Source organism: Ramlibacter sp. P4_H7, assembly GCF_056400765.1.
Genome location: NZ_JBFUKP010000011.1, coordinates 143,217 through 167,058 on the forward strand (window position 1 = coordinate 143,217; position 23,842 = coordinate 167,058).

Here is a 23,842-nt window from a genome sequence, read left to right on the forward strand (position 1 = left end):
GGGCGAGCCGCGCCTCCAGGCCCCTGCGCGCTATGCCGCCGGATGCGGCAAGGACACCGAGAAAGTGGTGCCCTCCGCTTCCGTCGAGTCCACGTCGAGCACGCCGCCGTGGGAGCGCACGATCTCCCGGCAGATGAACAGCCCGAGCCCGAGACCGTTCGCCTCGGGGCGACCCTCCCGGTTCTGGACGCCCCTTTGCAGCGGTTCGAAGATGCGTTCCCGGTCCGCGGGATCGATCGGATGCCCTTCGTTGTGCACCGAGAAGCCCGCAGCCTGCTGCGTCCCCCAGGTCTTGACCGTCACCTCCGCGTCCTGCGAGCCGTACAGCAGCGCGTTTGCCAGCAGGTTCGACAGCAGTTGCCCGATGCGCGCTTCGTCCCAGCTTCCCGCCAGGTGCCCCGGGCCTTCCAGCCGGATCGTCCGCGCCGGGTGCCGGACCTGGGTCTCCTGCACGATCTTGGCCACCTGCTTGGCCAGGTTTCCGGGCGACCGCACGATCGGCATGACGCCGTCCGATTGTGCGCGCGTGAAGTCCACGACCTGCTCGATGATTCCCTTGATGCGGACCGCCGCGTTCGCGATGGGCGCCGCCGCCTGGCGTGTCAGCTGGCCGGAGCGCACCAGGTGTTCGGCGCTGAAGACGATGGTGCCCAGGGGATTGCGGATGTCGTGGCCCAGGATGCCGATGAAGAGATCCGTGGCCGTCTTGGTCTGCCGGGTGTACCTGCCCACGGATTCCGCGATCGACTGGTCGATCGCTTCGTTGAAGCGGGTCAGGTCGGTCAGGTCGGCCGCGGTGGCGCCGCCTCCCGCCTTCGCCCAGATCTTCAGCACGCTCGCGCGCAGGGCCCGATACTCCGTGATCAGGGCGTCGACCGCGAAGCCGGCCACCATCCTGAAGTCGGCATGGGTTTCAGCTGGGGTGGGGAAGGGGCTGGGCGGGGCCTGGCCCTTGCCCTTCGCGTCCTGTTCGGCAGTGGACTGGGGTTGGGCGAGATCCAGTGCGATCGTGTCGAGGATCTCGGCCGCATGGTCGCGCAGCGCGGCGTGGTCCAGCGTCTTTCCGTCGTGCACCACCGTCGCCGCGAACTCGTCCCAGGCCTGCAGAATTTCGCCGGCGTGGGAGCGGATGAAATCACCCAGCCGGACAGGAGGAGCCGGTCCTGCTGCGGCCAGCCTGGCCAGGTCGCTCGGCGATGACCAGGCCGCGATGTGCGGGGAATGTTGCATGGCTGCACCCAGGTTGCGGTGCAGAGGCGAACTGAGCGGGCGGAGGCCCATCGGCTTGGGGCACTAGGTAAGCCGACTCAGTGGATTGACCAGTTTAGCTGGAGGCGGGCCGGCTGCCCACGAGCCAGGGACATCGCTTCCGGCCGAGCAGCAATGCACCTCGGTACGGTGGCGCACAGACAGCAGGCCGCGCGCTGCGTACCGTGTGGGCTGAAAGAGGTCCGCATGAAAAACATCACCGTCGTCCAAGCCCTGTTCGCCACGAGCGCGCTGGCCTTCGCCGCGCAGGCATCGGCGCAAGTCACCTTCTACGAGCAGGAAGGTTTCCAGGGCCGCTCCTTCAGCACCCCGCAGCGCGTCGGCAACCTGGAGCGCTCCGGATTCAACGACCGCGCCTCTTCGGTGGTCGTGGTTGGGCAGCGCTGGGAGGCCTGCGAGAACACCCGCCTCGAAGGCCGGTGCACCGTGCTGCGGCCGGGCCAGTACCCCTCGCTCAGCGCCATGGGCCTGAACGACCGGATCTCCTCCGTGCGGCCGCTGCCCGCGAACGAGCATGTCGCCGAGGCCAGCTACGCGCCCATGCCCATGGTCACGCAGGACTTCCGTCGCCGCCGCAACGAGCGCCTGTACGACGCCGACGTGACGTCCGCGCGCGCCGTGGTCGGCACGCCCGGCCAGCGTTGCTGGATGGAGCGCGAGCAGGTGGTGCAACAACCCCCGCAGCAGGGCAACCCGAACCTGGCGGGTGCGGCGATCGGGGCCGTGATCGGCGGCGTCCTGGGGCACCAGGTCGGCGGCGGAACGGGCAAGCAGATCGCAACCGTGGGCGGCGCCCTAGGCGGTGCGGCCCTTGGTTCGCAATACGGACGCGGCACCGCGCCCACCGCCGTGGCGCAGGACGTGCGCCGCTGCGACTCCAACCCGGTCCAGGCCACGCCCAGTTACTGGGACGTGACCTACGACTTCCGCGGCCAGCAGCACCGCATGCAGATGGCCGACGCCCCGGGTCGCACCGTCACGGTCAACCGTGACGGTGAACCGCGGATCTGACGCGCCCGTCGCCCGCAACGAAATCCCCTCCCATTTCTCTCACTGGAAACACACCATGAACAACCGCAACATCCTCCCCTTCGCGCTGGCCGCCTGCCTGCTCACCCTGTCCGGCTGCGCCGTCACGCGCGGCCAGGAAACCGTGGGTGCGTATGTCGACGACACCGCCATCACGACGAGCGTCAAGGCGCGCTTCGTCGACAGCAAGGCCGTCGATGCATCCAGCATCACGGTCGAGACACTCAACGGCACCGTGATGCTGTCCGGCTTCGCCAAGAACACGACCGAACGCGCCACCGCCGAAACCATCGCGCGCGGCGTGTCCGGCGTCAAGTCGGTGCGCAACGAGATCAGCGTCAAGCCGTGAGCCGGGAGAACTGCGTGAACCGCATCCCATTCACGGCCGCCGCCGCGCTGGTCCTCGCCACGGCCCTGGCACCCGCCTGGGCCGGGGGCAAGGTCACGCCTTCCGCGGCGCAAACCGCCTACCAGCAGGAGCGGGCGCGCTGCCTGAGCGGCCAGTCCCAGCAGGACCGCACGACCTGCCTGAGGGAAGCGGGGGCTGCATACGACGAGGCCCGCAGGGGCGGGCTGGGCAATGTGTCCGCTTCCGACCTGTCGCGCAATGCCACGCAGCGATGCGAAGTGCAGCCGCCGGCGGACCGCCAGGCCTGCATGCAGCGGATCCTGGGCGGATCGGCCCAGGGCAGCGTGGAAGGCGGCGGCCTGCTGCGGCAGACCGAGACCAAGCAATGACGGCCAGCGTCCCGGCTTCCGCCGATCGGTGGAAGCCGGAACGCTGCCGGGCTGCGCGACCGGCGAGTAACCCCACGCCGGCGGCGCAGTGTCGCCGCGCTATAATCAAGGGCTTTCCCGCAAACCCCCGTACGTCCTAGCGCATCGAGCCACTCCCCCGACAAAAGCAACATCGAGAGTCCGCTTTCGATCGCGTTTTGGGCGTACCCGCATATCCGGAGAACCCAGTGCTTTCGTCGCTTCAGGGAGCTTTCCCGCCCGCCATCCTGGCGCTCGCAGACGGCACGGTCTTTATCGGCAACTCGATCGGAGCCACAGGTTCCACCACCGGCGAAGTCGTGTTCAACACGGCGCTCACCGGCTACCAGGAAATCCTGACCGACCCGAGCTACTGCCAGCAGATCGTCACGCTCACCTATCCGCACATCGGCAACTACGGCGTCAACCGGGAGGACGTCGAGGCGGCCAAGGTGCATGCCGCCGGCCTCGTCATCCGCGACCTGCCGCTGATCGCCTCCAGCTTCCGCGCCGACATGACCCTGCAGCAGTACCTGCAGGGTGAGAACACGGTCGCCATCGCCAACATCGACACCCGCAAGCTGACCCGCATGCTGCGCACCAAGGGCGCGCAGAACGGCTGCATCCTCGGCCTGAAGCAGGGCGAGGAAGTCACGCCCGAGGCCATCGCACAGGCCGTCGCCGCGGCGCGCAAGGCGCCCGCCATGAACGGCCTGGACCTGGCCAAGGTCGTGACCGTCGAGCGCGAGTACGACTGGGAGCAGACCGAGTGGCAACTGGGCTCGGGCTACGGCCACCTGGAGAACCCGAAGTACCACGTGGTCGCCTTCGACTACGGCGTGAAGCAGAACATCCTGCGCATGCTGGCCGAGCGCGGCTGCAAGGTCACTGTCGTGCCGGCGAAGACCCCTGCGGCGGCAGTAAAGAAGATGAAGCCCGACGGCGTGTTCCTGTCCAACGGCCCGGGCGACCCGGAGCCGTGCGATTACGCGATTGCCGCCACCCGCGAGCTGATCGAGGACGGCTACCCCACCTTCGGAATCTGCCTGGGCCACCAGATCATGGCGCTCGCTTCCGGCGCGAAGACCTTCAAGATGAAGTTCGGCCACCACGGCGCCAACCATCCGGTAAAGGACCTGGACACCGGCCGCGTGAGCATCACCAGCCAGAACCACGGTTTCGCGGTCGACGAGAAGACGCTGCCGGCCAACCTGCGCGCCACGCACGTGTCGCTGTTCGACGGCACGCTGCAGGGCCTGGCGCGCACCGACAAGCCGGCCTTCTGCTTCCAGGGCCACCCTGAGGCCTCCCCCGGGCCGCACGACATCAGCTACCTGTTCGACCGGTTCACCGGCCTGATGGACCAGGCGAAGAAGTAAGACATGCCCAAGCGCACAGACATCAAGAGCATCCTCATCATCGGCGCCGGCCCGATCATCATCGGCCAGGCCTGCGAGTTCGACTACTCCGGCGTGCAGGCCTGCAAGGCCCTGCGCGAGGAGGGCTACAAGGTCATCCTGATCAACTCCAACCCGGCGACGATCATGACGGACCCGGCCACGGCCGACGTCACCTACATCGAACCGATCACCTGGCAGACGGTCGAGAAGATCATCGCCAAGGAAAAGCCCGACGCGATCCTGCCGACCATGGGCGGGCAGACCGCGCTGAACTGCGCGCTCGACCTGTGGCGCAATGGCGTGCTGCACAAGTACAAGTGCGAGCTGATCGGCGCAACGCCGGAGGCGATCGACAAGGCCGAGGACCGGCTGAAGTTCAAGGACGCGATGACCCGCATCGGCCTGGGCTCGGCGCGCTCCGGTATCGCCCACACGATGGAAGAGGCGTGGGGCGTGCAGAAGCAGGTCGGGTTCCCGACCGTCATCCGCCCCAGTTTCACGCTGGGCGGCACCGGCGGCGGCATCGCCTACAACCCGGAAGAATTCGAGACCATCTGCAAGCGCGGCCTGGAGGCCTCGCCCACCAGCGAACTGCTGATCGAGGAGTCGCTCCTCGGCTGGAAGGAGTTCGAGATGGAGGTGGTGCGCGACAAGAAGGACAACTGCATCATCATCTGCTCGATCGAGAACCTCGACCCGATGGGCGTGCACACCGGCGACTCGATCACCGTGGCCCCGGCGCAGACGCTGACCGACAAGGAATACCAGATCATGCGCGACGCCTCGCTGGCGGTGCTGCGCGAGATCGGCGTCGACACCGGCGGCTCCAACGTGCAGTTCTCGATCAACCCGAAGGACGGTCGCATGATCGTCATCGAGATGAACCCGCGGGTGTCGCGTTCCTCGGCGCTGGCGTCCAAGGCCACCGGCTTCCCGATCGCCAAGGTCGCGGCCAAGCTGGCGGTGGGCTACACGCTGGACGAACTGCGCAACGACATCACCGGCGGCGCCACGCCCGCCTCGTTCGAACCCTCGATCGACTACGTCGTCACCAAGATCCCGCGCTTCGCCTTCGAGAAGTTCAAGGACGCCAACGACCGCCTGACCACGCAGATGAAGTCCGTGGGCGAGGTGATGGCCATGGGCCGCACCTTCCAGGAATCGTTCCAGAAGGCCTTGCGCGGCCTGGAAGTGGGCGTCGACGGCCTCAACCAGAAGACCACCGACCGCGAAGTGCTGGAAAAGGAACTGGGCGAGCCCGGTCCCGAGCGCATCTGGTACGTGGGCGACGCCTTCGGCATGGGCCTGTCGGTGGACGAGGTCTACGACCTGACCAAGATCGACAAGTGGTTCCTGGTGCAGATCGAGGAGATCGTGAAGATCGAACTCGACCTGGACAAGCTGGTGGAAGAGAAGGGCGCCCAGGCGCTGGCCTCGCTCGACGCCGCCACGCTGCGCGCGCTCAAGCGCAAGGGTTTCTCGGACCGCCGCCTGGCCAAGCTGCTGAAGACCGGCGACAAGGCGGTGCGCGACCTGCGCAAGAAGCTCGGTGTGCGCCCCGTGTACAAGCGCGTGGACACCTGCGCCGCCGAGTTCGCCACCAACACCGCCTACATGTACTCGACCTACGAGGAAGAGTGCGAGGCCGAACCGACCGACCGCAAGAAGATCATCGTGCTGGGCGGCGGCCCCAACCGCATCGGCCAGGGCATCGAGTTCGACTACTGCTGCGTGCACGCCGCGCTCGCCCTGCGCGAGGACGGCTACGAGACCATCATGGTCAACTGCAACCCGGAGACGGTCTCGACCGACTACGACACCTCCGACCGCCTGTACTTCGAGCCGCTGACGCTGGAAGACGTGCTGGAGATCGTCGACAAGGAAAAGCCCACGGGCGTGATCGTGCAGTACGGCGGCCAGACGCCGCTGAAGCTGGCGCTGGGCCTGGAGGCGGAAGGCGTGCCGATCATCGGCACCTCGCCGGACATGATCGACGCGGCGGAAGACCGCGAGCGCTTCCAGAAGCTGCTCACCGAGCTGGGCCTGCGCCAGCCGCCGAACGCCACCGCGCGCACCGAACCCGAGGCCCTGCAGAAGGCCGAATCCCTGGGCTATCCGCTGGTGGTGCGGCCTTCGTATGTCCTGGGCGGCCGCGCGATGGAGATCGTGCACGAGCAGCGCGATCTCGAGCGCTACATGCGCGAAGCCGTGAAGGTGTCGAATGACTCCCCCGTGCTGCTGGACCGCTTCCTGAACGACGCCGTGGAGTGCGACGTGGACTGCATCGCCGACAGCAGCGGCCGCGTGTTCATCGGCGGCGTGATGGAGCACATCGAGCAGGCCGGCGTGCACTCGGGCGATTCCGCCTGCTCCCTGCCCCCTTATTCGCTGTCGCAGGCGACCGTCGAGGAACTGAAGCGCCAGACGGCCGCGATGGCCAAGGCGCTCAATGTCATCGGCCTGATGAACGTGCAGTTCGCCATCCAGGAGAAGGACGGCCAGGACGTCATCTTCGTGCTGGAGGTGAATCCACGGGCTTCGCGCACGGTGCCCTACGTGTCCAAGGCCACCGGCATCCAGCTGGCCAAGGTCGCGGCGCGCTGCATGGTGGGCAAGACGCTGGAGCAGCAGGGCGTGACGAAGGAAGTCACACCGCCGTACTTCAGCGTCAAGGAAGCCGTGTTCCCGTTCGTGAAGTTCCCGGGCGTGGACACCATCCTCGGCCCCGAGATGAAGTCCACGGGCGAGGTGATGGGCGTGGGCAAGACCTTCGGCGAGGCCTTCGTGAAGAGCCAGATCGGCGCCGGCACCAAGCTGCCCAAGCCGATGGACGCCGACGGCAAGTCGAACGGCAAGGTGTTCCTGACGGTCAAGAACGGTGACAAGCCTCGGACCGTCGAAGTGGCGCGCCAGCTGCACGGCATGGGCTTCCCGCTGATCGCCACCAAGGGCACCTCGGCCGCCATCAATGCAGCCGGCATTCCCTGCGAAACCGTCAACAAGGTGACGGAAGGCCGCCCGCACGTGGTCGACATGATCAAGAACAACGAGATCATCATGGTGGTGAACACGGTCGAAGAGCGCCGCAACGCCATCGCCGACTCGCGCGCGATCCGCACGTCCTCGCTGCTGGCCCGGGTCACGACCTTCACGACCATCGCCGGCGCCGAAGCGGCGGTCGAGGGCATGAAATCCATGGACAACCTCGACGTGATTTCCGTCCAGGAGATGCACGCACAGCTGGCGGCCTGAGCTTTTATAATCAGGCCCATCACAAGAACCGCCGAGCGGCAACGTTCGGCGGTTTTTCATTGCAATCCCTCGCAGGCGCCGTGCGCCCGGGTGCTTGCGCTGCATGTGCAGAAGGAGACATTGCGAATGGCCACCACGATCCCCATCACGACCCGCGGCGCGGAAAAACTCAAGGCTGAACTGCACCGCCTGAAGACGGTCGACCGTCCCGGCGTGATCCAGGCGATCGCCGATGCGCGCGCCCAGGGCGACCTGTCGGAAAACGCCGAGTACGACGCCGCCAAGGACCGCCAGGGCTTCATCGAAGGCCGGATCCGCGAACTGGAAAGCAAGCTGGCGGCGGCGCAGGTGATCGATCCATCCGCGCTCGACGCCGGCGGGCGCGTGGTGTTCGGCGCCACCGTCGAACTGGAGGAGGAGACCTCCGGCGAGACGGTGAAGTACCAGATCGTGGGTGAGGACGAAGCCGACTTGAAGCAGGGCCTGATCAACGTGTCCAGCCCGATCGCCCGCGCGCTGATCGGCAAGGAAGAGGGCGACACGGCCGAAGTGCAGGCGCCCGGCGGCACCAAGCGCTACGAGATCGTGGCGGTCCATTACCTCTGACATGGACTGGAAGGCGCGGCTTGCGGTGCTGTCCGCCGCCCTCTGGTGGGGCAGCCTGACAGCCATCGGCTTCATCGCCGTGCCGCTGCTTTTCGCCAATGCAAGCTCCCCGGCGGTGGCCGGCGGGCTGGCGGGCAAGCTGTTCCAGGCGGAATCCTGGATCGGGATCGCATGCGGCATGCTGCTGCTGATGGCGGCCCGCAGCGCGGACGGGACGCCCGCGATCGGCTGGGCCGGCGGGGCCGTCGCCTACGTGCTGCTGGGGATGCTGTGCGCCTTGCTGCAGGAATTCGCGATCGCTCCCCGCATCGTCGCCCGCCAGGACCTGCGCTTCTGGCACAGCGCCGGGACGGTCGTGTATGCCGCCCAGTGGCTGTGCGCGCTGGTGGTGCTTTGGCGCACCAGCGGCGGCCTCAGTCCGCGCGGGTCTTCTTGACCGACTTCTGCTTGGGCTTGGCCTTGCGCACGTTGCCGCCGCTGGTCAGGCGCTGATTGCCAAGCACCCGGACGCGCTTGACCTCCGGACGCTGGCCGCCCCGGCTGGAGTTCTTGATGACCTTGAACTCGCGCGGACCGGGACGGCGGTCCTCGTCTTCGGCCTTTTCCTTCTTCGGCTTCGGGCGCCACAGCACCAGCAGCTTGCCGATGTGCTGGATCGGCGCCGCGCCGAGCTCGTCGCACAGCTGCTGGTACACGGCCTCGCGCTTCTCCCGGTCGTCGCCGAGCACGCGGACCTTGATCAGCCCGTGGGCGCTCAGCGCCGCGTCGGTTTCCTTTTTCACGGCGGCGGTCAGGCCGTCATTGCCGATCATCACCACCGGGTCGAGGTGATGGGCTTCGGCCCGATGCGTCTTGCGCTCGGCCACACTCAGTTGAATCGCTGCCATCCGCTTATTATCCCCTGCACATGAAGATCCAGACGAAGAGCAAGAAGGTCAACAAGGCGTGGCTGAACGACCACGTGAACGACCCGTACGTGAAGCTCGCGCAGAAAGAGGGTTTCCGCGCCCGTGCCGCGTACAAGCTCAAGGAGATCGACGAGAGCCTGGGCCTGATCAAGCCCGGGCACGTGGTCGTGGACCTGGGCTCCACCCCGGGCGCCTGGAGCCAGTACGTCCGGCGCAAGCTCGCGCCCGATGGCGCTGCGTCCGGCGTCCTGGCCGGCCAGATCCTGGCGCTGGACCTGCTGCCCATGGAGCCGATCGAAGGCGTGACCTTCGTGCAGGGCGACTTCCGCGAGCCGGAGCCGGCTGCGGAACTGGAAAGGCTGCTGGCCGGCCGCAAGGCGGACGTGGTCGTCTCGGACATGGCGCCCAACCTGTCCGGCATTCCCTCCTCCGATGCCGCCCGGGTGGGGCACCTGGTCGAACTGGCGATCGAATTCGCCCAGGGTCACCTGAAACCCGAGGGAGCCCTGGTCTGCAAGGTGTTTCACGGCAGCGGTTACAGTCAGCTGGTGAAGGAGTTCAAGGAGCGGTTCCGCGTCGTGAAGCCCCTGAAGCCCAAGGCGTCGCGCGACAAGTCCTCCGAGACCTTTCTGGTGGGCATTGGGCTGAAAGTGCCCCGTTGAGTGGGGTCTTGTCCTGCAAGAATGGGGTGGGTCCTCCTATGGAGCGACTGGTAAAAATAGATCGGCCGGCAGCTTGAAACCCCTAAAATGGTCGTCAATTGGTCCAGTACACATGGGCCAAACCGTCCCGGAGACTCGTTTTGAATAATCAGTGGTTTTCGAAGATCGCCGTCTGGCTGGTGATCGCCCTGGTGCTTTTCACCGTATTCAAGCAGTTCGACACCCGTGGTGCCGCTGGTGCTTCGGTGGTTGGCTACTCGGATTTCCTGGAACAGGTCCGCAACAAGCAGATCAAGAACGCCGTGATCCAGGAGGGCCAGGGCGGCACCGAGATCGTGGCCATCACCAACGATGACCGCAAGGTGCGCACCACCGCCACCTACCTCGACCGCGGCCTCGTCGGCGACCTGATCAACAACGGCGTCAAGTTCGACGTCAAGCCGCGCGAGGAAGGTTCCCTCCTGATGACGCTGCTGGTGAGCTGGGGGCCGATGCTCCTGCTGATCGGGGTGTGGATCTACTTCATGCGCCAGATGCAGGGCGGCGGCAAGGGCGGCGCCTTCAGCTTCGGCAAGAGCAAGGCGCGCATGCTCGACGAGAGCAGCAACCAGATCACCTTCGCCGACGTCGCGGGCTGCGACGAGGCCAAGGAAGAGGTCAAGGAAGTCGTCGACTTCCTGAAGGACCCCCAGAAATTCCAGAAGCTCGGTGGCCGCATCCCGCGCGGCCTGCTGCTGGTCGGCCCTCCCGGCACCGGCAAGACCCTGCTGGCCAAGGGCATCGCCGGCGAGGCGAAGGTGCCGTTCTTCTCGATTTCCGGTTCCGATTTCGTCGAGATGTTCGTCGGCGTGGGCGCGGCCCGCGTGCGCGACATGTTCGAGAACGCCAAGAAGAACGCCCCCTGCATCATCTTCATCGATGAAATCGACGCGGTCGGCCGCCAGCGCGGCGCCGGTCTGGGTGGCGGCAACGACGAGCGCGAGCAGACCCTCAACCAGATGCTGGTGGAGATGGACGGCTTCGAGACCAACCTGGGCGTGATCGTGGTCGCGGCCACCAACCGTCCCGACATCCTGGACGCCGCGCTGCTGCGTCCCGGTCGCTTCGACCGCCAGGTGTACGTGACGCTGCCGGACATCCGCGGCCGCGAGCAGATCCTGAACGTGCACATGCGCAAGATCCCGATCGGCCAGGACGTCAACGCGTCGATCATCGCGCGCGGCACGCCGGGCATGTCGGGCGCCGACCTCGCCAACCTCTGCAACGAGGCAGCGCTGATGGCCGCCCGGCGCAGCGCCCGCGTGGTGGAAATGCAGGACTTCGAGAAGGCCAAGGACAAGATCCTGATGGGCCCGGAGCGCAAGTCCATGGTGATGCCGGAAGAAGAGCGCCGCAACACGGCCTACCACGAGTCCGGCCACGCCATCATCGGCAAGCTGCTGCCCAAGTGCGACCCGGTGCACAAGGTCACCATCATCCCGCGCGGCCGCGCGCTGGGCGTGACGATGAGCCTGCCGGCGCAGGACCGCTACAGCTACGACCGCGAGTACATGCTCAACCAGATCGCCATGCTGTTCGGCGGCCGGATCGCGGAAGAGGTGTTCATGCACCAGATGACCACCGGCGCGAGCAACGACTTCGAGCGGGCCACCCACCTGGCACGCGACATGGTGATGCGCTACGGCATGTCCGACGCGCTGGGCCCGATGGTCTACGCCGAGAACGAGGGCGAGGTGTTCCTGGGCCGTTCGGTGACCAAGACGACCAACATCTCCGAGCAGACCATGCAGAAGGTGGACCTGGAAGTCCGCCGCATCATCGACGAGCAGTACACCCTAGCGCGCAGGCTGATCGAGGACCACCAGGACAAGATGCACCGCATGGCGCGGGCGCTGCTCGAGTGGGAAACCATCGACGCCGAGCAGATCGACGACATCATGGCCGGCAAGGAGCCTCGTCCGCCCAAGGACTTCACGCCGCGCACGCCGACTTCGGGCGGCACGGGCGGTCCCACGGTGGGTGCCGACCCGGCCCCGAACGCCGCGTAAAATCCGCTCGAAAATGACCAAGGGGCCCCTCGGGGCCCCTTTGCTTTGGCCCCTGGCGCAAAATCCCGCCCATGCACATGGAGTGGCAGACGACCCGTTTTGCTATCGCCCTCGACCGTCCGCGGGTCATGGGCATCGTGAACGTCACGCCCGACTCGTTCTCGGACGGCGGGCGATTCGTGAGCACGCGCACGGCACTGCAACACTGCGAAAAGCTGATGCGGGAGGGGGCGGACATCCTGGACATCGGCGGCGAGTCCACGCGCCCCGGCATCCCGCCGGTGCCCCTGGAGGAAGAGCGGGCCCGCGTGCTGCCGGTGGTCCGGGAGGCCGTGAAGTTCGGCGTGCCGCTTTCGGTCGACACCTACAAGCCGGAGCTGATGCGCGAGGTGCTCGAGCTGGGCGCGGACATCATCAACGACATCTGGGGGCTGCGGCAGCAGGGCGCGCTCGACGTGGTCGCGGGGCATCCGAGCTGCGGTGTCTGCGTGATGCACATGCACGGCGAGCCCCAGACCATGCAGCGCGCGCCCATGGACGGCGACGCGGTGCCCCAGGTCCGTGATTTCCTGCGCGAGCGCAGCCAGGCCCTGCGCGAGCGAGGCGTGTCCGTGTCGCGCATCGCCTGGGATCCGGGGATCGGCTTCGGCAAGACGCTGGAGCAGAACTTCGCGCTGCTGGCGCGCCAGAGGGAGCTTCTGCACGACGGCTATCCGCTGCTGGCGGGCTGGTCGCGCAAGTCCTCGCTGGGCACGGTGACCGGTGCCGCGGTGAACGAGCGGGTGCCGGCCAGCATCGCGGCGGCGCTGCTGGCGGTGGACCGGGGAGCGGCGATCGTGCGCGTGCACGACGTCAAGGAGACGGTGGCCGCGCTCAAGGTCTGGAGCGCGACCGAGGCGGCCCTCACGGGCCAGGGAGCAGGGAACACATGAGCAGAAAGTATTTCGGCACGGATGGAATCCGCGGGACGGTGGGCGAGGCGCCCATCACCCCGGACTTCGTGCTGCGGCTCGCGCACGCGGTCGGTCGCGTGCTCAAGCGCACCGAGGAACGCCCCACGGTGCTGATCGGCAAGGACACGCGCATTTCCGGCTACATGCTCGAAAGCGCGCTCGAATCGGGCTTCAATTCCGCCGGGGTCGACGTCGTGCTGCTGGGCCCGCTGCCCACGCCCGGCGTGGCTTACCTCACCAGGGCGCAGCGCGCGAGCCTGGGCGTGGTGATCAGCGCCAGCCACAACCCCTTCCAGGACAACGGCATCAAGTTCTTCAGCGCCCAGGGCACCAAGCTGCCGGACGAGTGGGAGATCCAGGTCGAGGCCGCGCTGGAGGAGCCGCCACGGTGGGCCGACTCGGCCACGCTCGGCAAGGCGCGGCGCCTGGACGACGCCGCCGGCCGCTACATCGAGTTCTGCAAGAGCACCTTCGCGAACGACCTGACGCTCAAGGGAATGCGCATCGCGGTCGACGGCGCGAACGGCGCCGCGTACCACATCGCTCCCAAGGTGTTCCACGAGCTCGGTGCCGAGGTCTTCTGCATCGGCTGTTCGCCGGACGGGCTGAACATCAACGACAAGGTGGGCGCAACCCATCCCGATGCGCTGGTGGGCACCGTGCGAGAACACCATGCGCACTTCGGCATCGCGCTGGACGGCGATGCCGACCGCCTGCAGATGGTCGACGCCGCCGGGCGCCTCTTCAACGGCGACGAGCTGCTCTACGTGATGGTCATGGACCGCCTCCAGCGCGGCGAACGCGTGCCGGGCGCGGTGGGCACGCTCATGACCAACATGGCCGTCGAGCTCGCGCTGAAGGCCAGGAACGTGGAGTTCGTGCGCGCCAAGGTCGGTGACCGCTACGTGCTCGAGGAACTCGAGAAGCGCGGCTGGCTGCTGGGCGGCGAAGGCTCCGGCCACCTGCTGTGCCTGGACCAGCACACGACGGGCGATGGCCTGATCAGCGCCTTGCAGGTGCTCAAGGCGGTCGCCCGCAGCGGCAAGTCCCTGGCGCAATTGCTGGAAGGCGTCAGCCTGTTCCCGCAGACGCTGATCAACGTCCGCCTGGCGCCGGGGCAGGACTGGAAGAAGAGCGAGAAGCTGGCTTCCGAATGCGAGACGCTGCAGAAGGAGCTGGATGGCTCCGGCCGCGTCCTGATCCGTGCCAGCGGCACGGAACCCGTGCTGCGGGTGATGGTGGAGGCCAGCGACGAACAGGTCGCCCGCAAGGGCGCCGAACGGCTGGTCGAGGCGGTCCGGGCGGGTTGACCCACGGTCGGGCTGGCCTGACGGCGGTCTTCAGCGCCAAATCCGCCGGGAACGGTCGGGAATTGCCGCGAAGTTGCCGTTCGTTCCGCACCAGTTCATCTCCAGTGTTGCGTCGACGCCGCGGCGTGCCGACAGCTCCTTAGGGCGGTTGGATGCCGCCCGGCGGAAGCTCGTCGCTGCCCTGCCACAACGTCCTTTTGGGCAATGCGGTCGCGTGCGCGAAGGTCTACATTGGTTTCATGCGCACCGCTTCCACCCCCCGCATCGCCAACCTCCTGGTCGGTGTGCTCCTTTCCGGGGCCGCTGTGTCTGCTGGTGCGCAGCTGCTGTCCCCGGACTACACATTGACGTCGCCGTCGTGGCATTCCGAGCCTGAAATGCTGCCTCGGCTGCCGCTGGCCAGCTGGGGGCCGGTGCGCCTGTCCCTTGCCGGATCGGACTCGGGCAGCGGCCTGTCGGTGGAGGCCGGCGAGAGCTGGTTCGCCCGCGCGGGCATCGGCCGCAGCCTGGAGACCGAGGTGATGAGCCTCGGCGGCGGGTACCGCTTCGGCGGCGGCGACGCGCTGTCCTTGCAGGTGACGCGCCAGCTGGCGCAGGACCGGCTGGGACTGGCGGTGCGCTACGACTGGCGCTGGTCCTACCTGCGCCTGTCCTACGACCAGCCGCTGCGCACCCCGGGTCCGTCGGACCGCCTGCGGTTCTCCGCGGGCATGCGCTTCTAGCCCTCAATCCTCGTTCAGCAAGATGTCGCCGTCGGCGCCGATCAGGCCGCCGTCGGTGCGAGTGATCACGAGGGTTGCCGACCGCGGCCGCGCACTGCTGCCGCCAGCCCCGTAGCCGGCGTTGCCCGGCCAGTGGCTCAGGTACCTGGACGGGTCCGCGATGTTGGCCTTGCTGATCGTCTCGCCGGGATGCTGGATGTTGACGAAGAGTGCGCGGCCATCCGGCGTTTCGGTCAGGCCGGTGATCTCGCAGTCGACCGGGCCGACGAGGAACCGGCGCAGGTTGGCCGCAGTCGGCTTCGCGCCGACACGCGTCTGCACGTCGAGCGTGCTGCCGTCGCCCTTGGTGTACGACAGCGTCTTCACCTCGCCATCACCGACGCCGCCGGGCATGCCGATCAGGAGCATGCAGTTGGTGACGTCGGTGAACGCGCCGTCGTCGGTCTCGATGAAGATCAGGCCCGTCTTCCGGCTGAAGCACAGCCCATCGGGACTCGAGAAATCGTTGTCGTCCGTCAGCGAGGACAGGTTGATCTTCGCTGCGTCCATGCCGGCTTCGGCGCCGAACAGGTAGATGTCCCAGGTGAAAGCGGCCGCGCTGGCGTCACCGCCCGTTTCCCGCATCCGCACGATGTGGCCGTTGATGTTGCCGGGAGAAGTCGAGGCGGTCGGCGCGTCGGTGTACGAGCGCGGGTTCGCGCCGTCCACCTGCATCTGGCTGCTGCCCACCGGTTCCACCTTGCGATTGGAGTTGTTGGTCAGCGTGTAATAGATCTCGCCGGTCACGGGATGCACCGTGCACCACTCCGGTCGATCCATCTTCGTCGCGCCGACGGCGTCGGCCGCGAGCCGGGCGTTCACCAGCACGTCGGCCTGGTCCGCGAAGGCATAGGTGGCGTAGCCGGAGATCGCAGGGTTCGCGATGGTCAGTTCGATCCATTGGCCACTGCCGTCGGCGTTGAATTTCGCGACGCACAGCCTGCCGTCGTCCAGGTACTTGTCGCCGGTGGTGAGCCGGTTCGCCGGGTTCGCGTCGGCCGCATCCCAGTTGGCACTGGAGACGAACTTGTAGATGTACTCGCCGCGCGAGTCGTCGCCCATGTACACGGCCAGCGGCCGGCCAGCCTTGCGCAGCCCGAAGCTCGCGCTCTCGTGCGCGAACCGGCCGAGCGCCGTGCGCTTGCGAATGGCCTGCGCCGGGTTGTACGGATCGGCCTCGATCACCCAGCCGAAGGTGTTGAGCTCGTTGCGGTAGTCGTCCGTGCCGTCGGTCGAGACACCCACCTGGCTCACGTCCCAGCGCCGGAAGCGGTCGTCGCTGCCCGCGGTTTCCCAGCCATGGCGGCTGGTTCCGCCCTGGGCCTTGCCATAGCGGTTCAGCGAGACGACGCTGCGTGCGGTCGCGCCGCCGCGCGCGGTGTTGTCGGTGGCCGCACGGGCGAAGTAGTTGACCCAATTCTCCTCGCCCGAGAGGTAGGTGCCCCAGGGCGTGCGGCCGGTGCCGCAGTTGTTGATGGTGCCCCGGCCATCCAGGCCGGCGGTCGAATACTTCGTCTTCACCAGTGCGTTTCCGCGCACCGGACCGCTCAGCCGCATGGGGGTGAGCGGGGTGACGCGGCGGTTGTAGATCGAGTCCTTGACGCAGGCGAATTGGCCACCGCTCTTGCGGACCTCGACGAAGGAGAGCCCGTGCACGGCGATCTCCTTGTCCGCTTCCGCCACGGGCCGCGGGTTCGGAGTGCTGCCCGCCACGTGCAGGAACTGGTCGGTGGTCGCCTCGTGGTTCATGCCGAGGATGCCGCGCTCCGAGCCCGCGACGTCGGCCGCGGTGCCGGCGGCATTCAGGCCGAAGTACTCCATGCCGTCGTGGTGGTCGCCGGCGCGGTTGCCGTGGTCGGTGTCGCTGCCATCGTTGGCATAGGCGGGCGTCGTGCTGGTGAGCGGGTCGCCCATCGCGTACAGCACGGTCGCGGTGTAGCCGGCGGCGACGGTGACCCCGTCGTTGCGGTTCTTGGCGACCGGGGCAAAGCTGAGGGCGAGGGGTCGGGGCGCTGCGGGCGCAGCCGCCGCGGGCGCGGGGGCCGATGCAGGGGCGGACGCCAGGGCGTCGCCGTTGCCGCCTCCGCCGCACGCGGCAAGCGCACCGAGCACCGTCGTACCGGCACTGCCGACGCCGACGCGCAGCACGTTGCGGCGCGACAGGCGGGTCTCCAGGACTTCCAGGAGGGACGGGTTGCGGCTGGTATTGCAGTCCTCGGCGTCATGTTCCGCGATCGCGGCACGTTCTTGGTTGGTGTTGGCGTTCATTGGGTTGTTGGGTTGCCGGGTTGGTTGGAGGGGATGGCCGCCGCGGAGCTTAGAAAGCGCGTGTGTCATGCGCGTGGCTGCGACATGGCGGTTTCGTGACACGCGGATCCAGGACGCTGCACGTTCGAGACGGCCCGCTCGAAGTGGTGGAACCGGAAGAACTGGAAAAAATGAACGACGGACCGCAGCCCGCACCGCTTCAGCCGACCACGCGGCCGTCGGGCGTGAGCATCGACTGGGTGACGAACGAGGCACCACGGCGCTGCCCCTGGAAGCTGATGCGGTAGCCACCCAGGTCGATCTCGCGCCGCTTCTGGAAGGCAGCCAGGGCCGACGCGCGCGTGATCTGCCCGTCGATGTCTTCCAGCACTTGGTACGTGTAGCGCGCGGCGATGAAACCGGCGAGGCTCAACGCGGTCGGAGCTTCGTCGAAGAGGCGCTTCAGCACCTCACGGTACTGCCGCACGACTGGGAGGGAGGCCGTGACCAGCGGAACCGACTGCGTGGCGATGATCGGCGTCGTGCGGCCGGCGCCCATCTGCTGCACGGTCTGCAGGTTCACGTCCGCCAATGCCACCACGTAACGCTGGCGTGCCTGGCGCTCGAGACCCTGCGTGAACTGCACGAGCTCCGGCGAACCGCCGAGGAACAGCAAGAGCGCCGGCGTGGCCGCGCCCAGCCGCTGGCCCAGCTGCGCGAGATCGCCGTTGCCCGCCCAGGTGGCGAGCTTCATGCCGACGGCGGCGGCCGCGTGCTGCACGTCCTCGCGGTAAAGGCCGGCTTCGCGCTGCGACGCGAACACCGCGCCGATTTCCCTCACGCCGCCGACGGTGAGCGACTTCAAGGCATGTGCGATCTGGTCCGTGCGGCTGGAGAAGATGGCGAAGGTCCGTTCGTCCGGGGCGACGCCTGAGTTCTGCAGCCACGGCGCGGCATGGGCGATGGCCGCATCCTCCTGCTGCAGCAGGCCGGCGAGTCCGGTGGCCACGGGGTCGCCGGCCGTCCCCGAGAGCACGACGCAGGCCGGGTTGTCGCGCAACGCGTCCCAGGCCCGTTGCAGGCTGGCCCGGCTGCCATCCACCTCCAGCGCCAGGTGTTCCACGGCACGGCCGCGGAGGCCGCCGCGGGCATTCACGTCCTGCCAGGCCGCGCGTGCGCCGACCAGGAAGTCCCTCGTGACGTCCTGTGCCTGCGTGGAGACGTCGCAGACCTGGGCGACGACGACGCGCCGCGGCGCCGCGCGGCCGGGTTGCGCCAGGGACGGCAGGACGATGGTCGACGCGCTGCCGGCCAGGAAGGCGCGTCGGCGGACAAGGGATGTGGGCATGGGTTCCCCGGTGCCGCCAACGGGGCGCGTGGGCGGTTCTTGTTGTGGGAGGGGGCGAGGGCGAACGCTTGCGGGCTTAGCGACGCGGCGGCATCAGCACGCGATCCACCTTGTGCACCACGCCGTTGCTGGCGCCGATGTCCGCGGTCTGCACCATCGCGTCTTCCACGGTGACGAAATCGCCGGCACGGGAGACGGCGATGCTGCCGCCCTCGGCGGTTTTCGCGTTGCCGTTTTGCATGGCTGCGGCCGTCACGCGCTGGGGCAGCACGTGGTAGCTCAGCACGCTCTTGAGCTTCGTGGGGTCGGCGGACAGCTCCTGCATCGTCTTGGCGGGCACGGCGGCGAAGGCGTCGTTCGTCGGCGCGAACACGGTGTAGGGTCCGGCGGCCTTCAGGGTGTCGGCCAGGCCGGCACGCTCCACCAGCGCATTCAGCGTGCTCAGCTGCGGGTCGCGGGCGATGGTGTCGGCGACGGTGGCGGGCGCCTGGGCGGGTTGACTGGCGCAGGCGCCCAGCAGGACGAGGGCGGGGACGAGGGCCAGGAGACGGCGGTTCATGGGTTGCACTCCGTTGGAAAGTCGCGGCCGAGCTTAGGGACGGCGCGTGACGATGCCGTGACCGATTCGTGACGGCGCCATGACGGCCGCGTCCGGCTTTTCCCCTGTGCAGGGCGGCTCGGGGCGTGTCACGGAGCTGTCACGAAAGCTCCCTAAAGTGCAGGGCAATCGTTTCCCTACCCCAAGAGGTGATTGCATGAATTTCCGATTCCACGTGGCTTCCGCTGCCCTGGTTTCCCTCGCGTTCGCCGGCGTTGCGGCCGCGCAGGACGTGACCGGCGCCGGCGCCACCTTCCCCGCACCCCTGTACGCCAAGTGGGCGGCCGACTACAACAAGGCCACCGGCGTCAAGATCAACTACCAGTCGGTCGGCTCCGGCGCGGGCATCAAGCAGATCGACGCCAAGACCGTGGCTTTCGGCGCGAGCGACATGCCGCTGAAGGACGAAGACCTGGCCAAGAAGGGCCAGATCCAGTTCCCGACCGTCATCGGCGGGGTCGTGCCGGTGGTCAACATCAAGGGCATCGCCGCGGGCCAGCTGCGCCTGAACGGCCAGGTGCTGGGCGACATCTACCTGGGCAAGATCACGAAGTGGACCGATCCCGCGATCAAGGCGCTGAACCCCGGCCTGAACCTGCCCGATGCCGCCATTTCACCCGTACGCCGCGCGGACGGGTCCGGCACCAGCTTCATCTTCACGAACTACCTCTCCAAGGCGAACGCCGAGTGGAAGACCAAGGTCGGTGAGGGCACCGCCGTCAACTGGCCGACCGGAGCGGGTGGCAAGGGCAACGAGGGCGTCGCCGCCTTCGTGGGCCGCCTGCCCAACTCGATCGGCTACGTCGAATACGCGTACGTCAAGCAGAACAAGATGACCTACGCCCTGATGCAGAACGCCGCCGGCCAGTTCGTGGCCCCCGACGACACTGCCTTCAAGGCCGCCGCCGCGGGTGCCGACTGGTCCAAGAGCTACTACCAGATCCTCACCAACCAGCCGGGTGCGCAATCGTGGCCGCTCACCGGGGCGACCTTCATCCTGATGCACAAGGTGCAGGAGAAGCCGGCCGAAGCCGCCGCCACGCTGAAGTTCTTCGAATGGGCGTACAAGAACGGCGACAAGACCGCGGACGACCTCGACTACGTGCCGATGCCGGCGGCGGTGAAGGCGCAGGTCGAGAAGCTGTGGGCCGCCGAGATCAAGGACGGCTCCGGCAAGAATGTTGCGTACAAGTAAGCTGGAACTACCGAAGATGAGTCGCCGGGGCGCGCCGCGTCCCGGCTTTTTCGCATGACAAGAGGGGTCGACGTGTCCTCTACACTCCCCGCCCATGACGCCTCGCTGGACTACCGCACGCTGCTGGAGCGGCGCGAAGAGATGAGTTCGCCCCCTCCCGCCGGCCGTGCCCGCGCCGGCGCCGTGCTCGACCGGCTGTTCGGCTGGGCCGCTCGCGCCGCCGCACTGCTGACACTGGGCCTGCTCGCCGGGATCCTCGTGGCGCTCGTGATCGGCGCCTGGCCGGCGATCCACAAGTACGGGCTCAATTTCCTCACCTCGACCGTGTGGGATCCCGTCGGCGAGGAGTTTGGCGGCGCGGTGATGATCTACGGCACCCTCGCCACCTCGGCCATCGCCCTGGTCATCGCCGTGCCGGTCAGCTTCGGCATCGCGGTGTTCCTCACCGAACTGTCGCCCGCGTGGCTGAAGCGTCCGCTGGGCACGGCGATCGAGTTGCTCGCGGCGGTGCCGTCGATCGTCTACGGCATGTGGGGCCTGCTGGTGTTCGGCCCGCTGCTGGCGACCTTCGTGCAGCAGCCGCTGCAGGGGCTGTTCGGGAACGTGCCGCTGCTGGGGGCCCTCTTTTCCGGCCCCCCGGTGGGCATCGGCCTCCTGGCCGCCGGGATCATCCTGGCCATCATGATCATTCCCTTCATCGCCGCGGTGATGCGCGACGTGTTCGACGTCACGCCGCCCATGCTCAAGGAGTCGGCCTATGCGCTGGGCTCCACCACCTGGGAAGTGGTGTTCAAGGTGGTGCTGCCCTATACCAAGAGCGGCGTCATCGGCGGCATCATGCTGGGCCTGGGCCGCGCGCTCGGCGAGACCATGGCCGTCACCTTCGTCATCGGCAACTTCAACCAGCTCGATACGATCAGCCTGTTCGCGGCCGCCAACAGCATCACTTCCGCGCTGGCCAACGAATTCGCCGAGGCCGGCAGCGGCATGCACCAGGCGGCCCTGATCTACCTGGGGCTGGTGCTGTTCTTCATCACCTTCGTGGTGCTGTCGCTGTCCAAGCTGCTGCTGGCCCGGCTGCGCCGCAACGAGGGAGCCCGCTCGTGAGCACCGGCGACTCCCTGCTGCGCGCCGCGGAGCTCGCCGAGCAGCGCGAGCGCATGTACCTGGCGCGCAAGCGCGTCAACCGGATCGCGCTGACGCTTTCGCTGGTGGCCATGTCCTTCGGCGTGTTCTGGCTGGTGTGGATCCTCTGGTCCACGGTCCAGCTGGGCATCGGCGGCCTGACCTGGACGGCGCTCAGCCAGATGACGCCGCCGCCGAACGAGGCCGGYGGGCTGCTCAATGCCATGTGGGGCTCGCTGCTGGTCGTGCTGCTGGCCACCTTCGTGGGAACGCCCATCGGCATCATGGCCGGCATCTTCCTGGCGGAGTACGACGTGAAGGGATGGCTCGGAACCACGACGCGCTTCGTGAACGACATCCTGCTGTCGGCGCCGTCGATCGTGATCGGCCTGTTCGTCTATGCGGTGGTGGTGGCGCGCTACCGGCAGTTCTCCGGCTGGGCCGGCGTGATCGCGCTGGCCCTGATCGTGATCCCGGTGGTGATCCGCACGACCGAGAACATGCTCCTGCTGGTGCCTTCGGCCCTGCGCGAGGCCGCCTACGCGCTCGGTGCGCCGAAGTGGAAAGTCATCACCCGGATCACCCTGCGCGCCGCCCGTGCCGGCGTGGTGACGGGCGTGCTGCTGGCGGTGGCCCGCATCTCCGGCGAAACCGCGCCGCTGCTGTTCACGGCGCTCAACAACCAGTTCTTCACCACCGACCTGGCGCAGCCGATGGCCACGCTGCCCGTGACCATCTTCAAGTTCGCGATGAGTCCCTACGAAAACTGGCAGCAGCTGGCCTGGGCCGGCGTCTTCATCATCACCCTGGCCGTGCTGGGCCTGAACATTCTCGCGCGCGTGGTCACGCGCAACCGGATCTGAGCCCCATGGACGCAACCCTCGCCCCCGCCCGCGTGCGCGCCAAGCTGGCCGTGCGCAACCTGGACTTCTACTACGGGAAATTCCATGCACTGAAGGGCATCAACCTGGACATCCCCGAAAACCAGGTGACCGCCTTCATCGGTCCTTCCGGCTGCGGCAAGTCCACGCTGCTGCGCACCTTCAACCGGATGTACGAGCTGTATCCCGACCAGCGCGCGGAAGGCGAGATCCTGCTGGACGGCGAAAACCTGCTGACGTCCAAGAAGGACGTCGCCTTGCTGCGGGCGAAGGTGGGCATGGTCTTCCAGAAGCCGACCCCGTTCCCCATGTCGATCTACGAGAACATCGCGTTCGGGGTGCGCCTGTTCGAACGGATGGGGGCCGCGGACATGGACGACCGCGTCGAGTGGGCCCTGCGCAAGGCGGCGCTGTGGAATGAAGTGAAGGACAAGCTGAACCAGAGCGGCGCTGGCCTGTCGGGCGGCCAACAGCAACGCCTGTGCATCGCCCGTGGCATCGCCATCAAGCCGGACGTGCTGCTGCTGGACGAGCCGTGCTCCGCCCTGGACCCGATCTCCACCGGCAAGATCGAGGAATTGATCGTGGAGCTGAAGAACGACTACACCGTCGTGATCGTCACGCACAACATGCAGCAGGCTGCGCGGGTGTCCGACCACACGGCCTACATGTACCTGGGCGACCTGGTGGAAGTGGGGGAGACGGAGCAGATCTTCTTCAAGCCCAAGCGCCAGGAGACCGAGGACTACATCACGGGACGCTTCGGCTGAGGAGTACGACACATGACCGACAAGCATCTTTCCACCCAGTTCGACAGCGAACTCAACAGCCTGTCCTCCCGCGTGATGGAACTCGGCGGGCTGGTCGAATCGCAGATCCGGCAGGCGATCCATGCGCTGGCGGAGTTCAACTCCGACATCGCGCGCCAGGTGATCGAGACCGAGGACCGCGTCAACCAGATGGAGGTCGACATCGACCGGGAGCTGTCCTCGGTGATCGCGCGCCGCCAGCCGACCGCGCGTGATCTCCGGCTGCTGATGGCGATCTCCAAGACCACGGCGAACCTCGAACGCGTGGGCGACGAGGCGCGGCGGATCGCGCGCATGGTGCTGTCCATCGTGGAGAAGAGCGGGGCGGTGCGGACGCTGCCCGCCGGCGAATTGCGCGTGGCGGCCGACCTCGCGTCGGCGCAGCTGCGCAAGGTGCTCGACGCCTTCGCGCGGCTGGACACGGCCGCGGCCGTCGCCATCATGAAGGAGGACCACCTGCTGGACCAGGAGTTCGACGGCTTCGTCCGCAAGCTGATCACCTACATGATGGAGGACCCGCGCACCATCTCCAGCAGCCTCGACCTGCTGTTCATCGCCAAGGCGATCGAGCGCATCGGCGACCATGCCAAGAACATCGGCGAATTCATCATCTACGTGGTCAAGGGCGCCGACGTGCGCCACAGCTCGATGGAAAACATCGAGTCCGCCATCCGCTAGGGGAAGG

The 23,842-nt window shown here is 67.4% G+C and carries 22 protein-coding genes; 17 read left to right on the forward strand and 5 right to left on the reverse strand.

Going from position 1 to position 23,842, the window contains the following annotated elements; all coding sequences use genetic code 11:
• Window positions 1–30 precede the first annotated feature (30 nt).
• Window positions 31–1,230, reverse strand: coding sequence for an ATP-binding protein (locus tag AC1DSA_RS16460; RefSeq protein WP_477891067.1), 1,200 nt, complete (start codon window positions 1,228–1,230; stop codon window positions 31–33).
• A 225-nt stretch (window positions 1,231–1,455) separates the two neighbouring features.
• Between AC1DSA_RS16460 and AC1DSA_RS16465 the strand changes: the two genes are divergently transcribed.
• From AC1DSA_RS16465 to AC1DSA_RS16495, 7 genes are all read left to right on the forward strand, one after another.
• Window positions 1,456–2,280 carry a beta/gamma crystallin-related protein gene (locus AC1DSA_RS16465; protein WP_477891069.1) on the forward strand — a complete coding sequence of 275 codons (825 nt, stop codon included), beginning with the start codon at window positions 1,456–1,458 and terminating at the stop codon, window positions 2,278–2,280.
• Window positions 2,281–2,335: 55 nt separating this feature from the next.
• Entirely contained in the window at window positions 2,336–2,647 is a 312-nt protein-coding gene (locus AC1DSA_RS16470; protein WP_477891071.1) for a BON domain-containing protein, read from the forward strand.
• Between the two features lie 14 nt (window positions 2,648–2,661).
• Window positions 2,662–3,036: a hypothetical protein gene (locus tag AC1DSA_RS16475; RefSeq protein ID WP_477891073.1), complete on the forward strand. Its 375-nt coding sequence runs from the start codon at window positions 2,662–2,664 to the stop codon at window positions 3,034–3,036.
• Window positions 3,037–3,263: 227 nt separating this feature from the next.
• Window positions 3,264–4,433: a glutamine-hydrolyzing carbamoyl-phosphate synthase small subunit gene (gene carA, locus AC1DSA_RS16480; protein WP_477891075.1), complete on the forward strand. Its 1,170-nt coding sequence runs from the start codon at window positions 3,264–3,266 to the stop codon at window positions 4,431–4,433.
• Between the two features lie 3 nt (window positions 4,434–4,436).
• On the forward strand, window positions 4,437–7,706 hold the full coding sequence (gene carB / locus AC1DSA_RS16485; RefSeq protein ID WP_477891077.1) for a carbamoyl-phosphate synthase large subunit: 3,270 nt from the start codon (window positions 4,437–4,439) through the stop codon (window positions 7,704–7,706).
• A 126-nt stretch (window positions 7,707–7,832) separates the two neighbouring features.
• A complete protein-coding gene (greA, locus tag AC1DSA_RS16490) occupies window positions 7,833–8,312 on the forward strand; it encodes a transcription elongation factor GreA (RefSeq protein WP_477891079.1) in 480 nt (159 codons plus the stop codon).
• Window position 8,313: 1 nt separating this feature from the next.
• A complete protein-coding gene (locus AC1DSA_RS16495) occupies window positions 8,314–8,748 on the forward strand; it encodes a DUF4149 domain-containing protein (RefSeq protein ID WP_477891081.1) in 435 nt (144 codons plus the stop codon).
• On the opposite strand, the gene AC1DSA_RS16500 is transcribed toward AC1DSA_RS16495, so the two are convergent.
• The gene (locus AC1DSA_RS16500) at window positions 8,726–9,199 is read right to left on the reverse strand and encodes a YhbY family RNA-binding protein (RefSeq protein ID WP_477891083.1); all 474 of its coding nucleotides are present in this window, start codon (window positions 9,197–9,199) and stop codon (window positions 8,726–8,728) included. The two genes, AC1DSA_RS16495 and AC1DSA_RS16500, sit on opposite strands and share 23 nt — an antisense overlap.
• 20 nt (window positions 9,200–9,219) lie before the next feature.
• Between AC1DSA_RS16500 and AC1DSA_RS16505 the strand changes: the two genes are divergently transcribed.
• The 5 genes from AC1DSA_RS16505 to AC1DSA_RS16525 all read left to right on the forward strand — a co-directional run bounded on the left by AC1DSA_RS16505 (window position 9,220) and on the right by AC1DSA_RS16525 (window position 14,915).
• Complete coding sequence (locus AC1DSA_RS16505; protein WP_477891085.1) at window positions 9,220–9,882, forward strand: RlmE family RNA methyltransferase; 663 nt, start codon at window positions 9,220–9,222, stop codon at window positions 9,880–9,882.
• Between the two features lie 140 nt (window positions 9,883–10,022).
• A complete protein-coding gene (gene ftsH, locus AC1DSA_RS16510; protein ID WP_477891087.1) occupies window positions 10,023–11,930 on the forward strand; it encodes an ATP-dependent zinc metalloprotease FtsH in 1,908 nt (635 codons plus the stop codon).
• A gap of 77 nt (window positions 11,931–12,007) precedes the next feature.
• The gene (gene folP, locus AC1DSA_RS16515) at window positions 12,008–12,862 is read left to right on the forward strand and encodes a dihydropteroate synthase (protein WP_477891123.1); all 855 of its coding nucleotides are present in this window, start codon (window positions 12,008–12,010) and stop codon (window positions 12,860–12,862) included.
• Window positions 12,859–14,193 carry a phosphoglucosamine mutase gene (gene glmM / locus AC1DSA_RS16520; RefSeq protein WP_477891089.1) on the forward strand — a complete coding sequence of 445 codons (1,335 nt, stop codon included), beginning with the start codon at window positions 12,859–12,861 and terminating at the stop codon, window positions 14,191–14,193. The genes folP and glmM overlap by 4 nt, the downstream gene beginning before the upstream one ends.
• A gap of 239 nt (window positions 14,194–14,432) precedes the next feature.
• Entirely contained in the window at window positions 14,433–14,915 is a 483-nt protein-coding gene (locus tag AC1DSA_RS16525) for a hypothetical protein (protein WP_477891091.1), read from the forward strand.
• A gap of 3 nt (window positions 14,916–14,918) precedes the next feature.
• Here AC1DSA_RS16525 and AC1DSA_RS16530 read toward each other — a convergent pair whose 3' ends face one another.
• From AC1DSA_RS16530 to AC1DSA_RS16540, 3 genes are all read right to left on the reverse strand, one after another.
• Window positions 14,919–17,222, reverse strand: a complete 2,304-nt coding sequence (locus tag AC1DSA_RS16530) for a PhoX family protein (RefSeq protein WP_477891093.1) — start codon at window positions 17,220–17,222, stop codon at window positions 14,919–14,921.
• Window positions 17,223–17,421: 199 nt separating this feature from the next.
• Entirely contained in the window at window positions 17,422–18,549 is a 1,128-nt protein-coding gene (locus AC1DSA_RS16535; protein WP_477891095.1) for an ABC transporter substrate-binding protein, read from the reverse strand.
• 76 nt (window positions 18,550–18,625) lie between these two features.
• Window positions 18,626–19,108 (reverse strand): fasciclin domain-containing protein, encoded by a 483-nt coding sequence (locus AC1DSA_RS16540; protein ID WP_477891097.1) that lies wholly within the window; start codon window positions 19,106–19,108, stop codon window positions 18,626–18,628.
• Window positions 19,109–19,304: 196 nt separating this feature from the next.
• Here AC1DSA_RS16540 and pstS point away from each other — a divergent pair, with 196 nt between their 5' ends.
• From pstS to phoU, 5 genes are all read left to right on the forward strand, one after another.
• Window positions 19,305–20,342: a phosphate ABC transporter substrate-binding protein PstS gene (gene pstS, locus AC1DSA_RS16545; RefSeq protein ID WP_477891099.1), complete on the forward strand. Its 1,038-nt coding sequence runs from the start codon at window positions 19,305–19,307 to the stop codon at window positions 20,340–20,342.
• A gap of 141 nt (window positions 20,343–20,483) precedes the next feature.
• Window positions 20,484–21,449 carry a phosphate ABC transporter permease subunit PstC gene (pstC, locus tag AC1DSA_RS16550; protein ID WP_477891125.1) on the forward strand — a complete coding sequence of 322 codons (966 nt, stop codon included), beginning with the start codon at window positions 20,484–20,486 and terminating at the stop codon, window positions 21,447–21,449.
• 53 nt (window positions 21,450–21,502) lie between these two features.
• Window positions 21,503–22,330 (forward strand): phosphate ABC transporter permease PstA, encoded by an 828-nt coding sequence (pstA, locus tag AC1DSA_RS16555; RefSeq protein ID WP_477891127.1) that lies wholly within the window; start codon window positions 21,503–21,505, stop codon window positions 22,328–22,330.
• 5 nt (window positions 22,331–22,335) lie between these two features.
• Window positions 22,336–23,118: a phosphate ABC transporter ATP-binding protein PstB gene (gene pstB, locus AC1DSA_RS16560; protein WP_477891101.1), complete on the forward strand. Its 783-nt coding sequence runs from the start codon at window positions 22,336–22,338 to the stop codon at window positions 23,116–23,118.
• Window positions 23,119–23,130: 12 nt separating this feature from the next.
• A complete protein-coding gene (gene phoU / locus AC1DSA_RS16565; protein ID WP_477891103.1) occupies window positions 23,131–23,835 on the forward strand; it encodes a phosphate signaling complex protein PhoU in 705 nt (234 codons plus the stop codon).
• Window positions 23,836–23,842: the final 7 nt, after the last annotated feature.

What these genes read in the sequence shown, in the direction of transcription:
- AC1DSA_RS16460 (WP_477891067.1), bottom strand. Translation starts at nt 1,230, where the DNA reads ATGCAACATTCCCCGCACATCGCGGCCTGGTCATCGCCGAGCGACCTG.
- AC1DSA_RS16465 (WP_477891069.1), top strand. Translation starts at nt 1,456, where the DNA reads ATGAAAAACATCACCGTCGTCCAAGCCCTGTTCGCCACGAGCGCGCTG.
- AC1DSA_RS16470 (WP_477891071.1), top strand. Translation starts at nt 2,336, where the DNA reads ATGAACAACCGCAACATCCTCCCCTTCGCGCTGGCCGCCTGCCTGCTC.
- carB (WP_477891077.1), top strand. Translation starts at nt 4,437, where the DNA reads ATGCCCAAGCGCACAGACATCAAGAGCATCCTCATCATCGGCGCCGGC.
- greA (WP_477891079.1), top strand. Translation starts at nt 7,833, where the DNA reads ATGGCCACCACGATCCCCATCACGACCCGCGGCGCGGAAAAACTCAAG.
- AC1DSA_RS16495 (WP_477891081.1), top strand. Translation starts at nt 8,314, where the DNA reads ATGGACTGGAAGGCGCGGCTTGCGGTGCTGTCCGCCGCCCTCTGGTGG.
- AC1DSA_RS16500 (WP_477891083.1), bottom strand. Translation starts at nt 9,199, where the DNA reads ATGGCAGCGATTCAACTGAGTGTGGCCGAGCGCAAGACGCATCGGGCC.
- AC1DSA_RS16505 (WP_477891085.1), top strand. Translation starts at nt 9,220, where the DNA reads ATGAAGATCCAGACGAAGAGCAAGAAGGTCAACAAGGCGTGGCTGAAC.
- folP (WP_477891123.1), top strand. Translation starts at nt 12,008, where the DNA reads ATGGAGTGGCAGACGACCCGTTTTGCTATCGCCCTCGACCGTCCGCGG.
- glmM (WP_477891089.1), top strand. Translation starts at nt 12,859, where the DNA reads ATGAGCAGAAAGTATTTCGGCACGGATGGAATCCGCGGGACGGTGGGC.
- AC1DSA_RS16525 (WP_477891091.1), top strand. Translation starts at nt 14,433, where the DNA reads ATGCGCACCGCTTCCACCCCCCGCATCGCCAACCTCCTGGTCGGTGTG.
- AC1DSA_RS16530 (WP_477891093.1), bottom strand. Translation starts at nt 17,222, where the DNA reads ATGAACGCCAACACCAACCAAGAACGTGCCGCGATCGCGGAACATGAC.
- AC1DSA_RS16535 (WP_477891095.1), bottom strand. Translation starts at nt 18,549, where the DNA reads ATGCCCACATCCCTTGTCCGCCGACGCGCCTTCCTGGCCGGCAGCGCG.
- AC1DSA_RS16540 (WP_477891097.1), bottom strand. Translation starts at nt 19,108, where the DNA reads ATGAACCGCCGTCTCCTGGCCCTCGTCCCCGCCCTCGTCCTGCTGGGC.
- pstS (WP_477891099.1), top strand. Translation starts at nt 19,305, where the DNA reads ATGAATTTCCGATTCCACGTGGCTTCCGCTGCCCTGGTTTCCCTCGCG.
- pstC (WP_477891125.1), top strand. Translation starts at nt 20,484, where the DNA reads ATGAGTTCGCCCCCTCCCGCCGGCCGTGCCCGCGCCGGCGCCGTGCTC.
- pstB (WP_477891101.1), top strand. Translation starts at nt 22,336, where the DNA reads ATGGACGCAACCCTCGCCCCCGCCCGCGTGCGCGCCAAGCTGGCCGTG.
- phoU (WP_477891103.1), top strand. Translation starts at nt 23,131, where the DNA reads ATGACCGACAAGCATCTTTCCACCCAGTTCGACAGCGAACTCAACAGC.